Origin of the sequence: Candidatus Halocynthiibacter alkanivorans (genome assembly GCF_003333265.1) — a bacterium.
GTDB classification, from domain to species: Bacteria; Pseudomonadota; Alphaproteobacteria; order Rhodobacterales; family Rhodobacteraceae; genus Halocyntiibacter_A; species Halocyntiibacter_A alkanivorans.
Genome location: NZ_QOLB01000082.1, coordinates 18,646 through 37,980, shown reverse-complemented (window position 1 = coordinate 37,980; position 19,335 = coordinate 18,646). Strand labels below are relative to the sequence as shown.

Genomic DNA, 19,335 nt, shown 5'->3' with positions numbered 1-19,335 from the left:
TTTCGGACGACCTCCGCCCCGTTCCAGTTGTCTGTCTCATGTCCCACTCCCTGGTGGTTACGATGAGCCAACAACACTCTCTTATCAAATACCGCTATTTGGCCCCATAAGCGCTGACGTCAGACAGTGGCGAACCAGCGCAAAACCTAACTCCAAGCCTCCGTAGAAATGGCCACTGTACTCTTCAATGAGTTCAGCTTCAATTCCTGGTTCATGGATACCAGCATGGGCAAATCTCACGTTTTGGACATACTTGATAGCCTGTTGGGCATGCCAGTCGGGAGAGCCCCTTTCCACTTTGTCTTCCAGGTTTGTATTGTTTGCCTTAAGTCGATCGAGGGCGCTCGTTTCAATATCTGCAACGAAATCTGGTTCTTTACCCACAGCTTGTTGTTCGCGCTCAGATTGGATCAGGCCGGAAACCTGATGGTATAGTACCGTGGCCCATTTTGTGTTCTCGTAGCGTATTTGAGCGGCTTTACCGTTGGAGAAATCTGACGCTTCTGGTTGCGGGATTTCGTCCAGTTCAATTTTTCTGATATCCTTTCGCAAACCGATTTCGCCAATTATTTCGGGAACCACCGGGTCAACCAGATCCCGTAGTTTTAATAAGTCCGATAAGGATAAGTCTCCACGGTGGGTGAGCTCGTACAGACCCTCCCAGTCCCGATCCTTCGCAAGTAAGCGCCATTCTTCTTCCGGACGGTGGTCCATTATTCACTCCATATTCGTGTTTTGCGGGCGCAGGAATTCGGCCCAATCGCTCATTAATTTGCGCCTCTTTTCAAATAAGTCGGAGCGCGCGTACGCCGCTTCTGATTTGTCCTTTATCGAATGAGCCAATGCAGCCTCCGCAACTTCGCGAGAATAGTCGGTTTGTTCCTGCGCCCATGTTCGGAAAGAAGTACGAAAGCCATGTACATCAGCGTCAAAGCCGAGAGATTTGACCAATTTAGAAAGCGTCATATCGGAAAGTGTTTTGCCATACCGAATTCCAGGAAATACCAATCCGGATTTGTCGTCGAATTGTTCGGCTTCCTTCAATATTTCCAGGGCTCGATTGGAGAGCGGTACTTTATGTGCCTTTTTTGCCTTCATGCGCTCTGCAGGTATAACCCAGGTTGCGCTGAGTGCGGACGCTACATCGGTTGCACCGTGGAGGTCAAAATCCGCCCAGCGCGCGTTACGTGTTTCACCGGACCTACTCGCAGTTAGGATAAGGAATTCCAGCGCAAGTATAGTTGTCTTGCCCGCTCGTGACGCTCGCGATGCCTCAATACATTTTCCTACTTCAGCATAGGGCAGGGCTTTTCTGTGTGCTTGAATGCGCTCATGCTTCGGTAGTGCCTGAGTGACCGTCTCGGCGGGGTTGTCCTGGCGCCATCCCTGGGCAATCGCCCATTTCAAGATTGTTCCTATACGCTGTCGGACACGACGAGCTGTCTCAGGTTTTTCTGTCCAAATGGGTGTGAGGACTTTCAGTACGTCCGCAGAATTTATCTCCGAAACCCTTTGGGCTCCAATCAATGGAAAGCAATACGTCTGCATCGTGCTGATAAACTGTGCAGCATGTTTTTTGTTGCGCCAGGTTGGTTTGTGAATTTCATGGACCTTGCGCGCGGCCTCTTCGAATGTCAGCACGGCTTTAGTTTGCCTTTTTGCCTGCAATGGATCTCCGCCGTCTCTCGAAAAGCGCTTATTTTCGAGTGCGGCATCTCTAGCGTCAGACAGCGGCACGGTAGGTGGGCTGCCAAGCCCCAATTCGCGTCTTTTTCCGCGTATTGTGATACGTTGAACCCAAAACCGCGACTGGTTTGGTTCAACTCTGAGGTAAAGGCCAGTTCCGAAACGGTCGTGATACTTCCCTGGGGTTTTAACTGTTTTGACAAATGCAGCAGTGAGATGCTTCTTCGGCAGTACGTCGCTAGCAGCCATCTCTTCCTCCCAGTCACTCCCCCTGTGTGATCGGGGACTTCTCAGATATTGCAGGAAGTCATGGGAATTGGAAAGACTAGAATTACTGCTAAAACAAGTGTTTGCGTAGCTTGTGGTACTTGTTGAAAATTGCGTAGGCGGACACGAAGTGCATCGTCGGCCGGGGCGCAGCTTCTGTAATGGCCTCGGCATCTCAGTCGTCGTTCTTGTGAATCTTCAAGTAGGGCCCGACTCAGAGTGGTGACATCAGTCGCGGCGCGTGACCAGTGTTACTGGCAAAACCGACCAAGATGATGCCCGGCCGTGAGAATAACATTTAAAACAGCTTGCCCAACTATAAGTAATTCCCCTCCTCAGTTGTGTTCTAGTACATGTTGGCAAAACTACGATATTGCGCAAGTACGTGAGCGAGCCGCTAAGCGTTGGCGGGCTCGCGCAACTGCGATAACATGCGCTCAGGCGTGTAAAATTGACCTGAAAGACGGCCAACAAGATCCTAAATTGTCTAAGAAGCAGAATGATGGAGCCGACAGTGAACAAGGACCAGATCGTAGCGACCGTACTGGACCATTGGGGCCAGTAGCACCGGAAGGCAGCGAAAGCGATGACACCGGAGCAGAAGCGGGCGCAGGCGGAAGCCGTGGCCCTGCTGGCGCTGGCGGAAATGGACGCGATGAAACAGGTGGGGCTGGACGAGACAACGGCCTGGGTGGAAGTAAGAAACGCAATGGTTCTAAAAGCGCCTGTTGGATATATCGAGACAACAAGCCAACAAGACAACAAGACAGCGGGCGAGCGCGCGACCGACGCGCCAGAAAGCCAACAAGACAGCAGGACAGCAGGGGAGGCGGCAAAGTCCGCTGCATCCAATACATCGGAAGCGCTTGCGGAAATTGCGCGTGGTTTGAGCGCTCTGTTTGGTAATGACGGCTCGAAACTGTCCAGTGGGCTGACCTTCGACAAAGACAGCTACGAGAAAGCCAAGCCGTTTTTCATCAGCGGGACGCAGCGCCTTGGCGCCGCTGGCAAAGACATAGCCCAGATGATGCACCTCCGGAACTCGCAGCCTAGCCAGATACCCCGCAGGGAACCGCGAAGACGCGGCTTCTGAGCGGGCAGGGGACAACCCCGGCAACTTCACAAACACCGATGAACTCGTGCTGGGCAAAGGAACGCCAGGCGCAAAGGTCAAAGCCAACATGGCCGCGATCCGTCTGGTTAAGACGCTGGAGGTCGAAAACCGTTTCGCCACCCCGGAAGAACAGGCAACCCTAGCGCTCTATGTCGGCTGGGGCGGTCTCAAGATCACCTTTGACGTAAAGAAAGATGGCGCCACAGATCAGTATGGCTGCACCCAGGCAGAACTGAAGGAATTGCTGACCACCGACGAATATGGGCCGCTGACGATTCCGTGCGCAATGCCCACTACATCGCCAAGGGCGTTGTTGAACCGATGTGGCGCGTGATGCTCTCCTTTGGGTTCAAAGGCGGCCGCGTGCTGGAGCCCACAGTTGGCACTGGCAATTTCATTGGCTTGCAGCCCGCCGACATGGCCGCGTCGTCCGAGTGGCACGCTGCTGAAATGGACACCATCATCGGCCTTATCGCCAAGCACCTCTATCCGGAGGCGACGATCACGGCTGGCGTGCCGTTCGAGAAAGCAAACTTCTCTGATGGCGTGTTCGATTTGGCAATCGGCAACCTGCCCTTTGGCTCAAATACCGCTCAATCCAAGGCCAACCCGGCCTTGGACGGCATGAAGATTCACAATTTTGTCATACAAAAACGGGTTTGCACCTTCGCCCGGCGGCATTAAGGGCATGGTAGTTAGAGCAGGATGCTCAAATGGTTACTGGGAAGCGTCTTGATTGCTGGACCGTCAAACGGATTTTGTCTCCATTTCTGGGGCTGACATATTTTCCGAGTCGCCCACCCTACACCCAGACAGACGTGGGCGGTTTTTGACCATTGAGGTGCTTTTGTCCCCTTTTGTCAGGGTGTCGGGGAAGCGTTCCGGTTTTTCCTCCGACCCTATTGCAGGTGCGAACCATCGGCTCTCCGCGCGATCAGCCCGCGCAGTTCGTCCAGGGCACTGCGCAGTGCGGCCTGGCGAGAAGCGGCAATCTGTGGGCCAAGTGTTTTTGATATGGGAGGGGCAAGGTGTAGGGGGTGTGTTTGGGTTGGCGAAACTTCATTTCACCGCAGTCGGGGCTGGACATAAAACCTCGCGAGACGCAACATGGGTGCCGGAGCAGGTGCACCAATGGCAGGTGAAAGAACGCGCTTAAGGGTTCGATTTTCTATTTTTCAAATTTTCGAAAACACATTTTTGCAAAAGCAGTTCAGCAAAGTCTCTTCGGGAGGTGATTGGCGTGAAAAGTATTACTTCGGGGGCAGTCCGACTTTATTGCCAGCTTGGCATTTTTATTCTCTTTCCGGGCGCTGCCGCATGGTCTTCAGAAGACGTTGTTGATTACCAGCGGATTGAACAGGCCGCGCTCACGTTCTTTCCCGAAGATACCTGTGTTTGGGCTGAGGTGGGGTTTACCCATGAAAACACACTAACTTGGGCTATTCAGTCGCCGGTTCAACAAGGCGTACAGGCAGAAGGGAAATCCACTCTGATTCACTTGGAATGCTCCCATGGAGCATATAATTTTCTGTCGGTGTGGATGATTGAGCAATCGGACGGAGAACTGCGACCGGTTTCTTTTCCAAGCCCGTGGCTGTCCAGGGAAACTACACCTCCATCAGTGATGGGAATTGGAGTGACTTATATTTTGTTCAATTCGGGATTTGATCCGGATACTAGGACGATAACGAGCTATGCAATGGGCCGTGGTATGGGGGGCGCACACAGCGCGGGAGCCTGGGTATTAAGGGGAAATAGATTTCTTCTGACAAATTACGAAGTCGACAATACCTTTGATTTGGTCGTGAATCCTGTAACCGTTTATTCAGTAGGGGAATAGTGGGAGGTTTGGGCCGTTCGTGACCGTGATGGGAGCGGGAGGTGGTCGGATTGCTGCACCACGCACATTTCGACACAATGGGCGGATTGCTGACTTTCGCTGAGCTTGGCGCCGATGTCTCGGAAGCGGAGCTAGCTACCGTTCGCTGCATCTAAGAGAGGTAGGGCTCTGACTTTGCGGCCTATGAGCCCTATTATGCCTTTTTCCGTGTGGGATTTGTCAGCCTATAAAACGGTCCAAGGGCATTTCGTCCAGAACACAAACCAAGGGTTTCGCGCCCATAGATTCGAAATCACGAGAAAGGGCCGAACGCAAGTACTCGAAGCTAAGCCCTTGCAGCAAGGCAAATTCGTCGCATAATCACACAAACCAGATGAGACGGATTAGAACTTAGATCAAAAGATACTGGCTCCCAAAAACCATCTTACGGATTGTTCAGCGACATGAAAAATTCATCCACCCCCCCACTTCTGGCGGTCCTGATTGACGCCGACAACATCTCGGCTAAACACGCCGAAGCAATGTTCGAGGAGATCGCCTCATTAGGCGAATCCAGCATCCGCCGCATCTATGGCGATTTCTCTGGGGGTGGCCCGCAAGGCTGGACCAAAGACAAGCTGGCAGCGCTGGCCATCGTGCCGCACCAACAGTTCGCCAATACCTCTGGTAAGAACGCATCCGATATCGCATTGGTGATTGATGCGATGGATATTTTGCATACCGGTCGGTTCGACGGCTTTGTACTTATTTCGTCCGACAGTGATTTCACCCGATTGGCTAGCCGTATCCGCGAACAGGGGCTGGACGTGTTCGGAATGGGGATGCGAAAAACTCCGGCTGCTTTCGTAAAGGCCTGTAAGCGGTTCATCTATGTCGAAAACCTGATCTCCGAGCCAATCAAGGCGAAATCGAAGCCACAAAAGGACGAGGATGCAAGCCAAGCCCCTGCTCAATTGGAGAACCCTACAAAGCTTGTAAATCGCGCGATGGACGCAATCAATCAAGACGATGAATGGTTCAAACTGGGCCAGATCGGCCAGTACATCACCGCTGCCAACCCCGATTTTGACACTCGTAGCTATGGTACAGGAAAACTCAGTAATCTGATCGCCACACTGAAAACCTTTGAAACCAAACGCGGTGAGGGCAACCATATTTTGGTGCGCCGGATTGACTAAAGGTCTTTGCGCTTTGTCGGAACCAAGCATTGTCATCGCGATTATCCCTGCCGTTCTGCCGGCTGAGATCCTCGCGATGGCAACGGAGCCGTTGCAAATTGCAATCGCCGCTCAACGACAAACTACGAATTCGAGGAGAACAGCGGTGCCATCAAAACATCAAACAGACTGCGAAGAGAAGCGTGACCCGGTTGAGCGACTATGACCCAAAAGAAACAGGGAAAACGAACTTGACCCAAACACCCAGTTAGAGAAGCTGTCATTCTCTGCAAGCGCTGAATGGTTCCAGAAACTAATAGAGAGCCGACATTGACGAATTTCGTTCGAAGGTTCAGTTGAGCGCTGTGCCGAGCTTCAGTGGATTCGCTAGACTCCCGTCATTTAGTAAAGTTCACTGGTATCAGTCTTTTCTACAATCACCTTTTCGGCCTGAAACTGAATCGATATTTTCGACCGCGCAAAATTTTCTTAGTGGGAATTCACTACCAGTGATGAAATTCATTCATTCCTCCGATTTGCACTTAGGAAAACCCTTTGGTCGCTTCCCCGAAGACGTGCGCGTCCGTCTCAGGCAGGCCCGGGCGGATGTCCTGCCACGATTAGCGTCCCTGGCGCGAAGCCATGCAGCCAGTCATGTTCTGCTCGCGGGCGATACCTTTGACCAAATGACGCCTGCGCCATCGGTCATCAGACAAGCGCTGAATATGATGCGGGCGGCCGACCACGTGACATGGGTTTTAATGCCAGGAAACCATGACCACGCAAACGCCACAGAACTTTGGCGACAGGTGGCACAAGACGCTCCGGCGAATGTGGCCCTGCAATTGACGCCCGAACCCTTTGCTCTGAACGCGCAGGCAACCCTGCTGCCCGCGCCCCCCGCCGAGCGCCATCCGGGCCGTGATCTAACCGATTGGTACAACAGTGCCGCCACGGCGGAGACACTGCGCATTGGGCTGGCGCACGGGTCCGTCACGGATTTCGACAGCAGCGAAGAGGGCGCCTCCTCTGTCATTGCGCCGGATCGGGCCCGGCGTGCGGGGCTGCACTATCTGGGCTTGGGTGATTGGCATGGGCAACTGCAAATCGGGCCGGTTACCTGGTATTCGGGCGCGCCTGAAGCTGATGGGTTCAAACATGCCCAGACACCCTCTGCACTGCTGGTCGAGATTGCGGGGAAAACCGCGCCCGCGAGGGTGACGTCGCTGCCAACGGGCACCATCAATTGGCAACGGGTCACGCTGGATCTGGCGGGTGACGATAACAGAAATACAGCACATGAGGCCGTTTTGCCTCCTTTGCCCGAGCGCGCGTTAACCTTGTTTGATCTGATTGTCACAGGCCGTGCAGGCCCCTTGGATCGCGTCGCGCTTGAGCAAGAGATTGCCAAAGTTACGCCGGACTTTTTGTGGCACAGGGCGGATCTGGGCGAATTGGGACTGGTGCATGATACGGCAGATCTTGATGCAATTGATCAGCAAGGCGCGTTACGGGCTGCGGCTGAGGCTCTGGCACAAGAGGCCGCGGACAACAGTTTGTCGCCAGTGGCGCGTGCGACGGCCCAATCAGCGCTTTCTCATCTGTTTTCCTTTGCATTGGAGGCGTGAATGAAACTCTTGGCCCTCCACTTGACGAATGTTCGCAAATTCACTGGAAAACGTGCCTCGATCACCGGGATTGGCAGTGGGATTACCGTCGTCTCCGAGGCAAATGAGTTCGGAAAATCGACCTTTTTCGACGCGATCCACGCGCTGTTTTTTGAAAAATACAGTTCTTCTGCCAAACCGGTGAAATCGCTCCAGCCCTATGCTGGGGGCGCGGTTGAGGTCGCGGCGGATGTACAAACCGATCAAGGTGCGTTTCGTGTTGAAAAGCGGTTTTTGTCGCGTAAATCTGCAAAAATTACGCGACTGTCGGATGGCGCCACTGTCGCGCAAGACGACGAAGCTGAGCGTTGGATTTCTGCTCTGCTTGGCACCGCCAATGACGGACCCGCGGGGCTTTTGTGGGTGCGCCAGGGGCTTGTTGGGCTGGAACCCGATAGCGCAAAAGAGAAAACACAACTGAAGGAAACCCGTCGCGATCTTCTGTCGTCCGTGGCAGGTGAAATCGATGCGATGACCGGTGGTCGGCGCATGGACCGCGTGATGCGTCGTGTCGCCGACAACCTCAGCGAGATTACGACCAGGACAGGTCGTAAAGCAGGGGCATGGAAAGCTGCCTCAGATGAGGTTGTTGCGCTTGAAACCGAATTGGCGAGCGTGACCACGCAGGTCCAAACACTCGAAAAGGCCCTGAACGATCGCAAACAATCAGAGGCGTCTTTGAAACGTCTCGATAATGCCGATGCCAAGGCGCGGCGGGACGAGGCATTCACAGCGGCAAAAGCCGCGATGGAAGAAGCACGTGCGCATGTCGGGGCCGTCACGGGCGCGCGACAAAAGCGCGATTTGGCGGAGCTGAAAGCCACAAGTGCCCAGTCGGAGTTAGATGCCATTTTGAAAGCGATCGACACGCTGCAAGCGGCAGAAAAGCAGGCAAAGACCAGCTCTGCTGCGGCGGATGACGCCATGCTTGAGGCACACAGTTTGAAGGCGGCTCTGGAGGCAGTGCAAATCTTGCACAAACGTGAGACTGAGGCCGTCTCCGAGACTCGCAAACAGCTTGATGTGGTGCGCCGTCAAATTGTGGCACGCAAATCACAGGAAGAGGCCGCGCAGTTGAAACGCCAGATCACCAAAGCTGAGACCGTATTGGGCGAACGCGATGCCGCGCGTGCGATAACCAAAGCGTCAGGCGCAACGCCTGATTGGCTTCGGCGTGCCGAGGCGGCCCAGGGAGAGGTTTCCAAACTGAACGCCGTCGTCGAAGCGCAGGCCACGACCCTGAGCATGACATACGATGGCGCGGCTCGCGTCACCCGGAACGGCGCGATTGTGCCTGCCGGACAGCCCCTCGCCCTTGACGGGGAGACCTTTCTCGATCTTCCGGGAATCGGCAGAATGACCATCCATGCGCAAGCCGCAGGAGAGGAAGGCAAAACCCGCCTGGCGACGGGAGAAAGCGCGCTTAAGGACATCTTGTCTCATGCGGGGGCGGCGTCTCTCCAAGAGGCCCGCAGATTGGCGACCACCAGAGTAGAGGCCGAAACAAAAGCGGATCTGGCGCAGGCAGTTTTGGACACGCTTGCACCCAACGGCATTGCGGCGCTGCGCACGGCAAAAGCGGATGCGGATTTGGCCGCAACCGGCGCACATAATGAAGAACTGCCCGCCATCGCCGATTTGGAAGCGCATCTTATGCAAGCGGAAGAGACTGAAGAAGGAACACAGCGGCGTCTTAACGGTACCGACGCGGAATATGCCTCTTCCCGCGAAACAACCGTCAAACTCCAAGCCGCGGCAGACACGGCGGAGCACACGCTTGAGCGGGCCAACGCGGATGCGGGCCCAGAAGACACACGGGCCCATCGTCGTGCAGAGCGATTGCGCATTCAGGCTCAAGAGCAAGGGGCGTTAGCCAAAACCGAGGCAGATTTGCAGGCTATGATCGCGGCAGCCCCTGATCCGGACACCGTAGCAGCCGAATTGAAGCGTGCGGAAGACACGGTGACTGCGGCGCGCCAGGAGCGCGTGCAGGTTGGCGAACGTTTGGCTGCGCTTTCATCTGAAATTCGGACGTTGGCCGGAAATGGCATCGAAGAGCACCGTGATGAGCTGGAGGGGCAACTCGAGGCGGCCGGGGCAACCGAGGCCCGCTTTGCGCGACAAGCCGCCGCTTTGACCCGATTGCAAGCCGCATTGGACACCGAGCGGGACGCCGCGCGGGATACATATTTTGGACCGGTTCAAGAGGAACTCAAGCCGCTCCTTTCCATCCTGCACCGTGATGCCGTGCTAAGTTTTGACAGCGAAAGCCTGCTGCCGACCGGGCTGATGCGGGATCAGGCCGAAGAGACGTTGGAAGATCTGTCAGGCGGCACCAAGGAACAGATCGCCATCTTGACGCGCTTGGCCTTTGCGCGTCTTTTTGCGCGCCAGGGACGGCACATGCCAATCATCCTGGACGATGCGCTGGTCTATTCGGATGACGACCGGATCATCAAAATGTTTACGGCGCTTACACGTGTGGCGCAGGATCAACAAATCCTGGTTTTCTCATGTCGTCAGTTGGCGTTCCAGGATCTCGGCGGAGCGCGGCCCACGGTGGAGATCGCAGAGGTATGACTTCACCTATGCTTGAATTGTCTCGGGAGAGACTGTTTGTTGTGCCGGTGTATCCCGTTTCGATGGCTGGGAAATATGGCAGCAAGGAAGATTTGCAAGGGATGGTTTCTGCGCATGAACACCTGCGTTTTGCACACCCAATTTGTTGATATGAAGTGGCAGCACTGTCGACCGATCCTCTCATCTGAGCCCGTCGGCTAAAAAATCTGCGTCGACATTGGAATATTTTGCTGCCTGAAACGTAAGATATTCAGGGGGATTTAACCGACATTCCGCAAATGGAACGCGATTCCTATCAGCCTGCCAATGATAATGTTGTCAGTTATTGTAGCATCTTAGCTGTCCGTAGCCGAGTATTGCTCCGCCGATTACACTGCGAAGTTTTCTTTTTTCAGCGAGGCGCACCTATATTTCCCTCAATACATATCCAACGCACAAAAAGGACTAGCTGTTCCATTCCGGATGACTACATTGACCCTAGCAGCTGCGCCTTATTATTGGCGTGATCGTGTTTGATGATTTTGCTTCACCTGATTGATTTCATTTAGTCCAATAGGTTTTTCCCGATGACAAGCTATACCGCAGCGGAGACCGAGAACACTACAGATGTTACTCCTCATGCAGCCTCGCTTGTGGAAAGCCTGCGAGACATTGGCTATTCACTCGATACTGCGTTGTCGGACATCATCGATAATTCCGTTACCGCCGGGGCGAAGTCTGTCCAGATCTTCGTGGAAACATTGGGTGAAGACCCAGCCATCGGCATACTTGATGACGGTGAAGGAATGTCTGAGGAGACGCTCATCGAGGCTATGCGTCTCGGTAGCCGGAACCCGAGGGAAAAACGAGATAGCGATGACCTTGGTCGTTTTGGATTAGGTCTGAAGAGTGCGAGCTTTTCACAGTGTAAGAGACTGACTGTCGTTACACGGAGGGCCGGTAAGGTTTCTGCCGCGACTTGGGATCTTGAACTGGTCGCGGATACGAACCAGTGGCAGATCATTCTCTACTCCGACCTGTCCGCAATTCCCTGGATCGATCGGCTGGAAGGTGACGGAACACTAGTAGTATGGGAAAATCTGGACCGCCTTTCAGGAGGGATACAACATGACGCCAACAAACGCGCCGAGCATATCAATGCCGCTTTTGCTGATGCCGAAAGGCATCTCCGCCTAGTTTTTCACCGGTTCATGGAAAAGGGCCCGCCTCGCTTAAAGCTTTTTCTGAACGGTCGCTTGCTGAGCCCGATTGATCCGTTCGCGTCAAATCATCCGGCTTGTCAGCCGGATCCCGAGGAGACGCTGCGGCTTTCGGGAGGGGATGTCAGGATCAGAAGTTTCACCCTTCCTCACCACAAAGCGATGTCGAGAGAAGCGTGGGAGGAGATTGGCGGCGCAGAGGGCCATCTGAAATCCCAGGGGTTTTATGTGTATCGTGGCAACAGGCTCATTATAAATGGCGGCTGGATGGGACTGGCAAAGCAAACTGAACTGACAAAGCTGAGCAGGATCCGCGTCGATATTCCCAACACGATGGATGCCTACTGGAAGATTGATGTGAAGAAGGCGTCTGCCCAGCTGCCTCCCCCGGTTCGGGAACGTTTGAAACGTGTCATCGAGCGGTTCGTCCAAACATCGAAAAAGACATACCGAAAGCGTGGTCAGAAACTGACGGACGAAACACGCGCTCCATTGTGGAACCGAGTTCTGAAAGATGGCGCGATAGTGTATCGCCCAAATTCGGGCCATCCTGCGCTTTCCGATTTCGCAGATAGTCTTCCCGGCAGTCTGAAATCCGGCTTTCGGAACTGCGTCTCTCTCTTGGGCGCAAGCCTGCCAATCGAAGCATTGCATGCCGACATGCTTGGCAACGCAGAAAGCGTCAAGGCCGATACGGCCGAATTGGAAGTGATTGAGCAGGCAATCCGATCGCTTATTCCACATTTTCTTAAGCAGGGGGTCCACGCAGATGGGATCAAGGCGATTCTGAAGGGGATGGAGATGTTCAGGTCAAATTGGGACGAAGCGGAGAGGCTTCTGGATGAACTATTGAATGAAGAGGACAAATAGTGGGCAATCAGATTGGAACACTGGACAATATGGTCTCACAGGGTTTGGCCGAGGATGGAAAACGGACACCGGAAGGTATTCGTGAACTCATCACCGCGCTTCGTGATGCCCTTTTCAAATTTGTGACAGACGAGCAAGTCGAGCTGCTGGCGCGCGATATCGAAGAGCGGATTGGCGTAAGCATGGGCCTGGGTGCAATTGTTGATGACGCCGATTTTAAGCCTTGGCTCAATGATGCCAAATCAACCATCAAGCCCTACTATTGGGATCGCTACAAAAAGCTTCTCGTATCTAACAAGTTGCCCCCGGATGTAATTACCGGGACCGATGAAGTGACGGATCGCATCCTCGGCCGCCTTGGCAATCCGCAGGATCCAGCATCATGGTACCGACGTGGTATGGTGGTAGGCCACGTCCAAAGCGGGAAGACGGCGAACTATACGGGGCTGATCTGTAAGGCTGCTGATGCCGGATACCGTCTGATTGTGGTGATTGCCGGAATTCATAACAACCTCAGAAACCAAACCCAAGCCAGAATTGATGAAGGCTTCATTGGCAGAGATACCGGTCGCCTTGCGATGGTGGCAACCAGGAACAAACCGAAGAAGATTGGCGTCGGGCTTTATGATGACCGCGGCGTCCCGGTAAGCCTTACGAACACAATCAAGGACTTCAACAAGGCGACTGCAACCTCAAATACGAGTCAGATTGCATCCTATTCCGTTCCGGTTGTTCTGGTCATCAAGAAGAACACTCACACTCTGAAGAACTTGATCGAATGGCTTCGTGAATATAGCGCTGGTGGGGCGGCGCAAATGATAGACCAGCCTATGCTTCTGATCGACGATGAGGCCGACAATGCTTCCATCAACGTGAAATACGGTAAGGACGAAGTTTCAAAGATCAACAGTCAAATTCGGGATCTCCTGAGTGTGTTTCGCCGAAGTTGCTACGTTGGTTACACGGCTACGCCGTTTGCAAACATTTTCATCGACCCCGATCAGGATGACGACCTTCTCAAGGAGGACTTATTCCCGCGCAACTTCATCATCGGCCTCGATGCCCCGAAAAATTATTTCGGCCCGACCAAAGTTTTCCTCGACGGCATTCCGGAGGAAGGTGAACCGACGTTTCTCCGCTATATTACTGACAATGAAGACGTTCTGCCGATCAAGCACAGGATCGACCTGCAGGTAGACGTTCTTCCTGTAAGTATGGTGCAGGCGCTCAGAGCGTTCATCGTTGCGCGAACAATCCGCAATCTACGTGGCCAATCCCATCAAAATGCTTCCATGCTAGTCAATTCAAGCCGTTTTACGGGGGTTCAGGGGATAATTCGAAATCGACTGCACGAGGCTCTCGAAACGATTACAAATGCCGTCCGGGTCTACGGCTCTCTTGGAGCAGACGGACTACGTGAACCAGAAATATCGGCGCTACACGACGTTTGGGAACAGGAGTATGCTGAATCTTGGCCAGAATGGGCGAGTATCCAAAACGGCCTATTGGACACCTTGGCAGCAGCCAAGGTCGTCGAAGTAAACAGCCGCAACAATGGCCTCGATTATGACGAAGCTGGAGAGCGCGGTTTGACAGTAATTATTGTGGGTGGGTTCTCTCTGTCTCGTGGGTTGACGCTTGAGGGATTGACGGTCTCCTACTTCCTGCGCAATTCACTCATGTATGACACACTGATGCAGATGGGGCGCTGGTTCGGTTATCGAGGAGGTTACGAGGATCTCTGTCGCATCTGGATGCCCTATCAGGCGGTGGGATGGTATTCGCATATAGCCGAAGCTACCAATGAACTTCATGAAGAACTCAAGCGTATGGAAAGGGCTAAAGCCACCCCCGAGATGTTCGGGCTGGCAGTCAGAAGCCATCCGAGTGCGCTTCTCGTTACCGCGCGCAACAAGATGGGGTCAGGAGAGAAACACGTCCGAATCGGACTTTCCAATGGCTTTGTCGAGACAACAAAACTGACGAATCGCGACGAGGTTCTCGACCGCAACAGGATGGCTGCCCGAAATTTTCTCGGAAGCCTGGATCAGCGTGGCTTCACACAGGAAACCGCCGAGCACGGAAAAGGTGGTTACCTGCTTCGGGACGTCCCGGTCGAGATCATCGATGACCTTCTCCTTAAATTTCAAAATGACAGGGACAGTATCAGAACTGATACGAGACCGATAAGACAGTATATCGAAGCACGCGCAGAAGATGAGCTGTCTTCTTGGGATGTTTTCGTCATCAGTGTCAAAGAAAACGACACAGAGCGCCTAGATAATTCGCTCGGCTGGATACTCGGCCCAGCTGATCGTTCAGTGGGCACGGAAGAGCTCAAGCACAGCGTGCTGGCCATTAGCGGCAGCAGATCGCGAGTAGCATCTAGGGGGATCGAGAAAATCGGCTTGTCGGCAAATATGGCATGCACTGCAGAAGCCGATTTCCTTGCAAAATCAAATTTTGGCGCTGAAGACAAGGTAAACTTTCCGGATGGTATCTACCGGTCGGTCCGTCATCGGCCTCTGTTCCTTCTCTACCTTTTGAAGGTTCGGGCACCAAAGGGGGAAGAGGACAAAATTGAACCAGGCGTTCTTCCTGATGAACCCGTGGTTGCATGGGGCATAAGCTTCCCAAGATCAGCGCGCCCGGATGAAAGGGTGGAATACATCATGAACACCACGAAACTTCGTGAAATGTTTGGCGACGATGATGATGACGAAGACGAGGGAACTTATGATGACGAATAGCGTTATTCCTTGGGAAGATTTGAGTTTTGATCAGGCCCGCCGTGTCAATAAAAATGGTAAACGCGATTTCTTCTGGGCTGTTGTGGAAAACGATGCTCCCGCACTGGTGCTTGATATTGGGCCAGATACAAAAGCCGCCTACCCTTTGCCAAAAATCCGAAGCCTTGATATTCGCTACGGAAATATCGGTGCTTCTCCGGCGCTAGTGATTTCACTCAGGGATGTGGAGCAGATCGAGTTGTTTGCCACTCTCTGCCGGGATGTCGTTCTCGCGGGCGAAGAAGGTGTGGATACGCCGGATACACTCAATCGTTGCATACGCCGGACACTTCGTTGGCACCATCTATTGCGTGGTGGTTCGTCGGATCGTCTGAGCATTGAGGAACAACGTGGCCTGGTTGGGGAGCTCCAGGTGCTTGGCCTTCTGTGCAACAAAATTGGTCTTCGTGGGGCAATAGAATCTTGGAAAGGGCCTGAAGGCGCGGCAAAGGATTTTGAACTTTTCCAAGTGTGCGTCGAGGTCAAGGCCAGACGAGGGGCCGCTCGACCATATGTGCAAATCTCTTCAGAGGATCAGCTTGCTGATGTGGACGGTGCTGATGTGTTCTTAAGAGTCTACGAAATCGACGCAGCCGTTCGCCCAGATGGGCAGACCTTGAAGGATCATGTGAAATTGATCGACGAGTTATTTAAGGCAGGAGACCTTGACGCTTATCAAATGTGGGAAAACGCACTGGCAGCCGTGGGATTCGACTGGGACCAAGATTATTCGGACAGGCGCTGGAGCGTCGGGAAAATCAATACCTTCCTTGTTGAGGCGGAATTTCCAAGACTGTCGGTGCCAGTGCCGAATGGCGTGATGAATGTAAAATTTTCAGTGTCGCTTGAAGCTTGCCAGCCCTTCATCATGGCCGAAAACGATTTCGAAGAAAAACTGGCGGCGGAGTAGACAATGTCCGATTTGAAAGAGTTTCATAGAGAGTTGATTGCGGATGTCCAAGGCGATGCAGACGCGCTGGGTCTCATCATCGTCGAAGCATTTTTCGAGAAGATGGGCGATATTCTTACAGAGGCGGGCGAGCTCGAAGGCGCTGACCGCGCTTATTTTGAGGGTCGAGGCGCGAAGGGTGTCGCTATGCAAGTAGATGGTTACGGAGGAGACCCACGTGATGCTTCTGGCGTCCTGAGCCTTGTTCTTTGCGACTTTGACGTGACAGACGAACCCCGCCAAATTAAGTCTGCGGAAATCAAACCTCGTTTCAATCGCCTTGTCGAATTTCTACAACATGCACGCCAACCCGAGTTTCGAGAACGCATGGAAGAAACAAGCGCCGGGTTCGGCCTGGCCGATCTGATCGCAACGACTTGGAACAGCACCACAAAAATAAAAATCATCATCCTGACGAATGCAGACAATCGGATGAAAGTAGATGGGATACCGGCCGGAACCATCGACAGTAAACCAGTGACCTACACTGTCTGGGATCTCAAACGCATCCAAAAATATGTGGAGTCGGGCCAGGCGCGTGAAGATCTGGAGATTGACTTTGAGAATGACTTCGGTGGAGCAATCCCGGTTTTGCGAGCTTCAGGAGGCGATGCCGCATTAGAAAGCTATGTTGCTGTCATCCCGGGCACGCAATTGGGTGAAATATACGAAAAATGGGGAACCAGGCTGTTGGAAGCCAACGTGCGAAGTTTCCTGCAAGCACGCGGCAAGGTGAACCAGAAAATTCGTGAAACACTCGAAGAGCATCCGGAAATGTTTTTCGCTTACAACAACGGGATCACAGTGACTGCCAATTCCATAGAAATCAGGGAAACCACTTCCGGCCCGGTCCTAATTTCTGCGAGCAACCTTCAGATCGTGAATGGAGGGCAAACCACTGCGTCGATTCATGCTGCACGCAGGCAACGACCCAACAAACCGAAAGCCCTCCTAGACGAAGTATTTGTGCAGATGAAACTGAGCATCATTCCCCCTGATCAGGCTGAAGAAACCGTTCCGAAAATATCCGAATACGCAAACAGTCAAAATAAAGTAAATGCTGCCGATTTCTTCTCGAACCACCCGTTCCACATTCGCATGGAAGGGTTTTCGAGGCGTATTCTTGCGCCTGCCGGATCAGACGCATATCGGGAAAGCAAATGGTTCTATGAACGCGCGCGCGGTCAGTATGCGGATGCACGAGGCAGCAGAACTGTTGCAGAGCGCAAGAAATTTGATCTCGAATATCCGCGTAAACAGTTTTTTACCAAAACGGATCTGGCAAAGTTCGAGAACTCATGGGCAGGCCAACCAGAAATTGTCAGCCTCGGCGCTCAGAAAAATTTCGCTGCATTTGCAAAGGCTGTAGGCGCCAAGTGGACCAAATCCGAAATACAATTTGGAGAGGTTTGGTTCAAACGTATAATTGCAAAATCCATTATTTTCCGGGCACTTGAGAAGTTGGTACCAACACAGCCTTGGTATGAAGGTGGCTACCGGGCAAATATCGTGACTTATACTATGGCAAAAATTTCGCACGATGCCACTGAAATGGAGAAAAACGTTGATCTGGATGCGGTTTGGCGGGCACAGTCGGTTCCTCAAGCGTTGGAAGACGCCCTTGTCATAGCGGCAGCTGAGGCACATGACGTTATCACCAGCCCTCCCGAGGGCATTCGGAACATGAGCGAGTGGGCCAAGAAACAGGCATGTTGGGAAATTCTCAAAAAACGATCCTTGACCTACAGACCGTCTTTCATGCGTTGCTTGATTGATCCCGAAGAAGCAAAAACTGTAGTAGTATTCGCGCGAAAAGATATGGAAATGACGGCTGGTATTCAGGCGCAGACGTCCGTTTTAGAGTGCGGTGCAAATTTTTGGCGTGAAGCTAAGTCTTGGGGGATGGAACATCGGAAATTGTCCCCCAAAGAGACTGGAATTCTTGATACGTGTGCCTCAATCCCGATTAAAATGCCCACCGATAAACAATGCGTCATCGCCATGGAAGTTTTGGGGCGGTTGAGGGCCGACGGCTTCCAGTCAGAGGAACAAGCCATCGTTTTCTAATCAACTGCCTGCAAGAAGGTTTCTGACAGCAGAAGCAACTTGATAGGCAAGATACGGTGGAACAAGTCCGCGACGCGGACACAGTCGTTGTCAGTGGCACGCCCGTGAGTCTGCAAGGTGTGATGCACTGGAACTAGGAACGGCTCAGGGCGAAATAGCTAGACGGTGGATGGTCGGCTGCTTGAGCCGGAAAAGTATCGATTGCGAGCTAACAGCTGAACGAACCTACGACCGGTATGTCGGCGTCTGCTATGCCAACGGTGAGAATATTCGCCGCCGTCATCGCTGCTGGGCATGCGCTCGATTGTCGACGTTACAGTGGTGGGCTACCGGCATTTGGAGACGCCTGGCGCGCGGTCAACATGCCTTGCTTGACGCAGACTGCCGCCGCCTCACGCGTATACCGGGTGTCGGACCAATTACAGCGTCAGCCATGGTCGCGACAATTGGCGACGGGCACCAGTTTAGAACTGGCCGGGATCTTGCTGCCTGGCTGGGCTTGACCCCGCTCAACAAATCTAGCGGTGGCAAAGAGAAGCTCGGAAAGATCACGAAAATGGGCGACAGGTACCTCCGCAAGTTGCTGGTCGTCGGGATGACATCGCGCGCGTTGCAAGCAAGGAATGGGCCGTTCTTGACAGTTATCGTAGAGGGAAGTGGTCCGATTGCTGCACCAAGCACATTTCGACGAGAAAGGCGGAGAGCCGCCATTCGCTGCAACCAGCACCAACGGCCGGTGTGCCAGACATTACCGACCTTCACCCGGTTCAGTCCAACTGGTGCTTCCTGTCCATAACCGCCTTTCACGTGAGTCCAAGTTGCCACATCGCAGCGTTCGAAAGCTGCCATTGGTAGCTCTCTCAGAACAGATTGCTCCACCTTTAACAGAGCGGGCAAAGCGGGAGCGCCCGCGACCAAGTGGAAATCTGTTGTGCCATATAAAGTTGTTTCTTGGTCTTGGGTTTGTCGTTGTTGACGATTATCATCGATGATGCCAGAAAACGGGGCCATATCAGGCGCACCGGTGTCTTGCGATCATTACCAAAATACTGTGCCGCCGCGCGTTCACTCAGCCAATCAACATTGCAGGCCCGCCTGGATGCAAGCTATTTCGCACCCTTCAGCTTTCTAATCCTTGTTTTCGTTGCCC

Annotated in this window: 13 protein-coding genes and 1 pseudogene; 12 read left to right on the top strand and 2 right to left on the bottom strand. The window is 53.3% G+C overall.

The window, feature by feature from the left end:
* Window positions 1-84: 84 nt before the first annotated feature.
* Window positions 85-714 (bottom strand): hypothetical protein, encoded by a 630-nt coding sequence (locus DWA01_RS09750; protein WP_114285653.1) that lies wholly within the window; start codon window positions 712-714, stop codon window positions 85-87.
* Window positions 715-717: 3 nt separating this feature from the next.
* A complete protein-coding gene (locus tag DWA01_RS09745) occupies window positions 718-1,935 on the bottom strand; it encodes a tyrosine-type recombinase/integrase (RefSeq protein ID WP_114285652.1) in 1,218 nt (405 codons plus the stop codon).
* Window positions 1,936-2,539: 604 nt separating this feature from the next.
* Here DWA01_RS09745 and DWA01_RS09740 point away from each other — a divergent pair.
* The 12 genes and pseudogenes from DWA01_RS09740 to DWA01_RS09680 all read left to right on the top strand — a co-directional run.
* Window positions 2,540-3,046 carry a hypothetical protein gene (locus DWA01_RS09740; RefSeq protein WP_114285651.1) on the top strand — a complete coding sequence of 169 codons (507 nt, stop codon included), beginning with the start codon at window positions 2,540-2,542 and terminating at the stop codon, window positions 3,044-3,046.
* A gap of 88 nt (window positions 3,047-3,134) precedes the next feature.
* Entirely contained in the window at window positions 3,135-3,401 is a 267-nt protein-coding gene (locus DWA01_RS09735) for a hypothetical protein (RefSeq protein WP_136057711.1), read from the top strand.
* The gene (locus DWA01_RS09730; RefSeq protein WP_160116002.1) at window positions 3,347-3,751 is read left to right on the top strand and encodes a class I SAM-dependent methyltransferase; all 405 of its coding nucleotides are present in this window, start codon (window positions 3,347-3,349) and stop codon (window positions 3,749-3,751) included. Before DWA01_RS09735 ends, DWA01_RS09730 begins: the two co-directional genes overlap by 55 nt.
* A 556-nt stretch (window positions 3,752-4,307) precedes the next feature.
* Window positions 4,308-4,907 carry a DUF1176 domain-containing protein gene (locus tag DWA01_RS09725; protein WP_160116001.1) on the top strand — a complete coding sequence of 200 codons (600 nt, stop codon included), beginning with the start codon at window positions 4,308-4,310 and terminating at the stop codon, window positions 4,905-4,907.
* Between the two features lie 443 nt (window positions 4,908-5,350).
* The gene (locus DWA01_RS09720; RefSeq protein ID WP_114285657.1) at window positions 5,351-6,085 is read left to right on the top strand and encodes an NYN domain-containing protein; all 735 of its coding nucleotides are present in this window, start codon (window positions 5,351-5,353) and stop codon (window positions 6,083-6,085) included.
* 344 nt (window positions 6,086-6,429) lie between these two features.
* Window positions 6,430-7,692 (top strand): metallophosphoesterase family protein, encoded by a 1,263-nt coding sequence (locus tag DWA01_RS09715; protein WP_235008502.1) that lies wholly within the window; start codon window positions 6,430-6,432, stop codon window positions 7,690-7,692.
* Window positions 7,693-10,311, top strand: coding sequence for an AAA family ATPase (locus DWA01_RS09710; RefSeq protein WP_114285646.1), 2,619 nt, complete (start codon window positions 7,693-7,695; stop codon window positions 10,309-10,311).
* 566 nt (window positions 10,312-10,877) lie between these two features.
* Window positions 10,878-12,380 carry an ATP-binding protein gene (locus tag DWA01_RS09705; RefSeq protein ID WP_114285645.1) on the top strand — a complete coding sequence of 501 codons (1,503 nt, stop codon included), beginning with the start codon at window positions 10,878-10,880 and terminating at the stop codon, window positions 12,378-12,380.
* The gene (locus DWA01_RS09700; protein WP_200832542.1) at window positions 12,380-15,130 is read left to right on the top strand and encodes a Z1 domain-containing protein; all 2,751 of its coding nucleotides are present in this window, start codon (window positions 12,380-12,382) and stop codon (window positions 15,128-15,130) included. The genes DWA01_RS09705 and DWA01_RS09700 overlap by 1 nt, the downstream gene beginning before the upstream one ends.
* A complete protein-coding gene (locus tag DWA01_RS09695) occupies window positions 15,120-16,079 on the top strand; it encodes a PD-(D/E)XK motif protein (protein ID WP_200832541.1) in 960 nt (319 codons plus the stop codon). The genes DWA01_RS09700 and DWA01_RS09695 overlap by 11 nt, the downstream gene beginning before the upstream one ends.
* A 3-nt stretch (window positions 16,080-16,082) precedes the next feature.
* Complete coding sequence (locus DWA01_RS09690; RefSeq protein ID WP_114285644.1) at window positions 16,083-18,185, top strand: AIPR family protein; 2,103 nt, start codon at window positions 16,083-16,085, stop codon at window positions 18,183-18,185.
* A 391-nt stretch (window positions 18,186-18,576) separates the two neighbouring features.
* Window positions 18,577-18,789, top strand: a pseudogene (locus tag DWA01_RS09680) (transposase); the annotation flags it as partial.
* Window positions 18,790-19,335 lie beyond the last annotated feature (546 nt).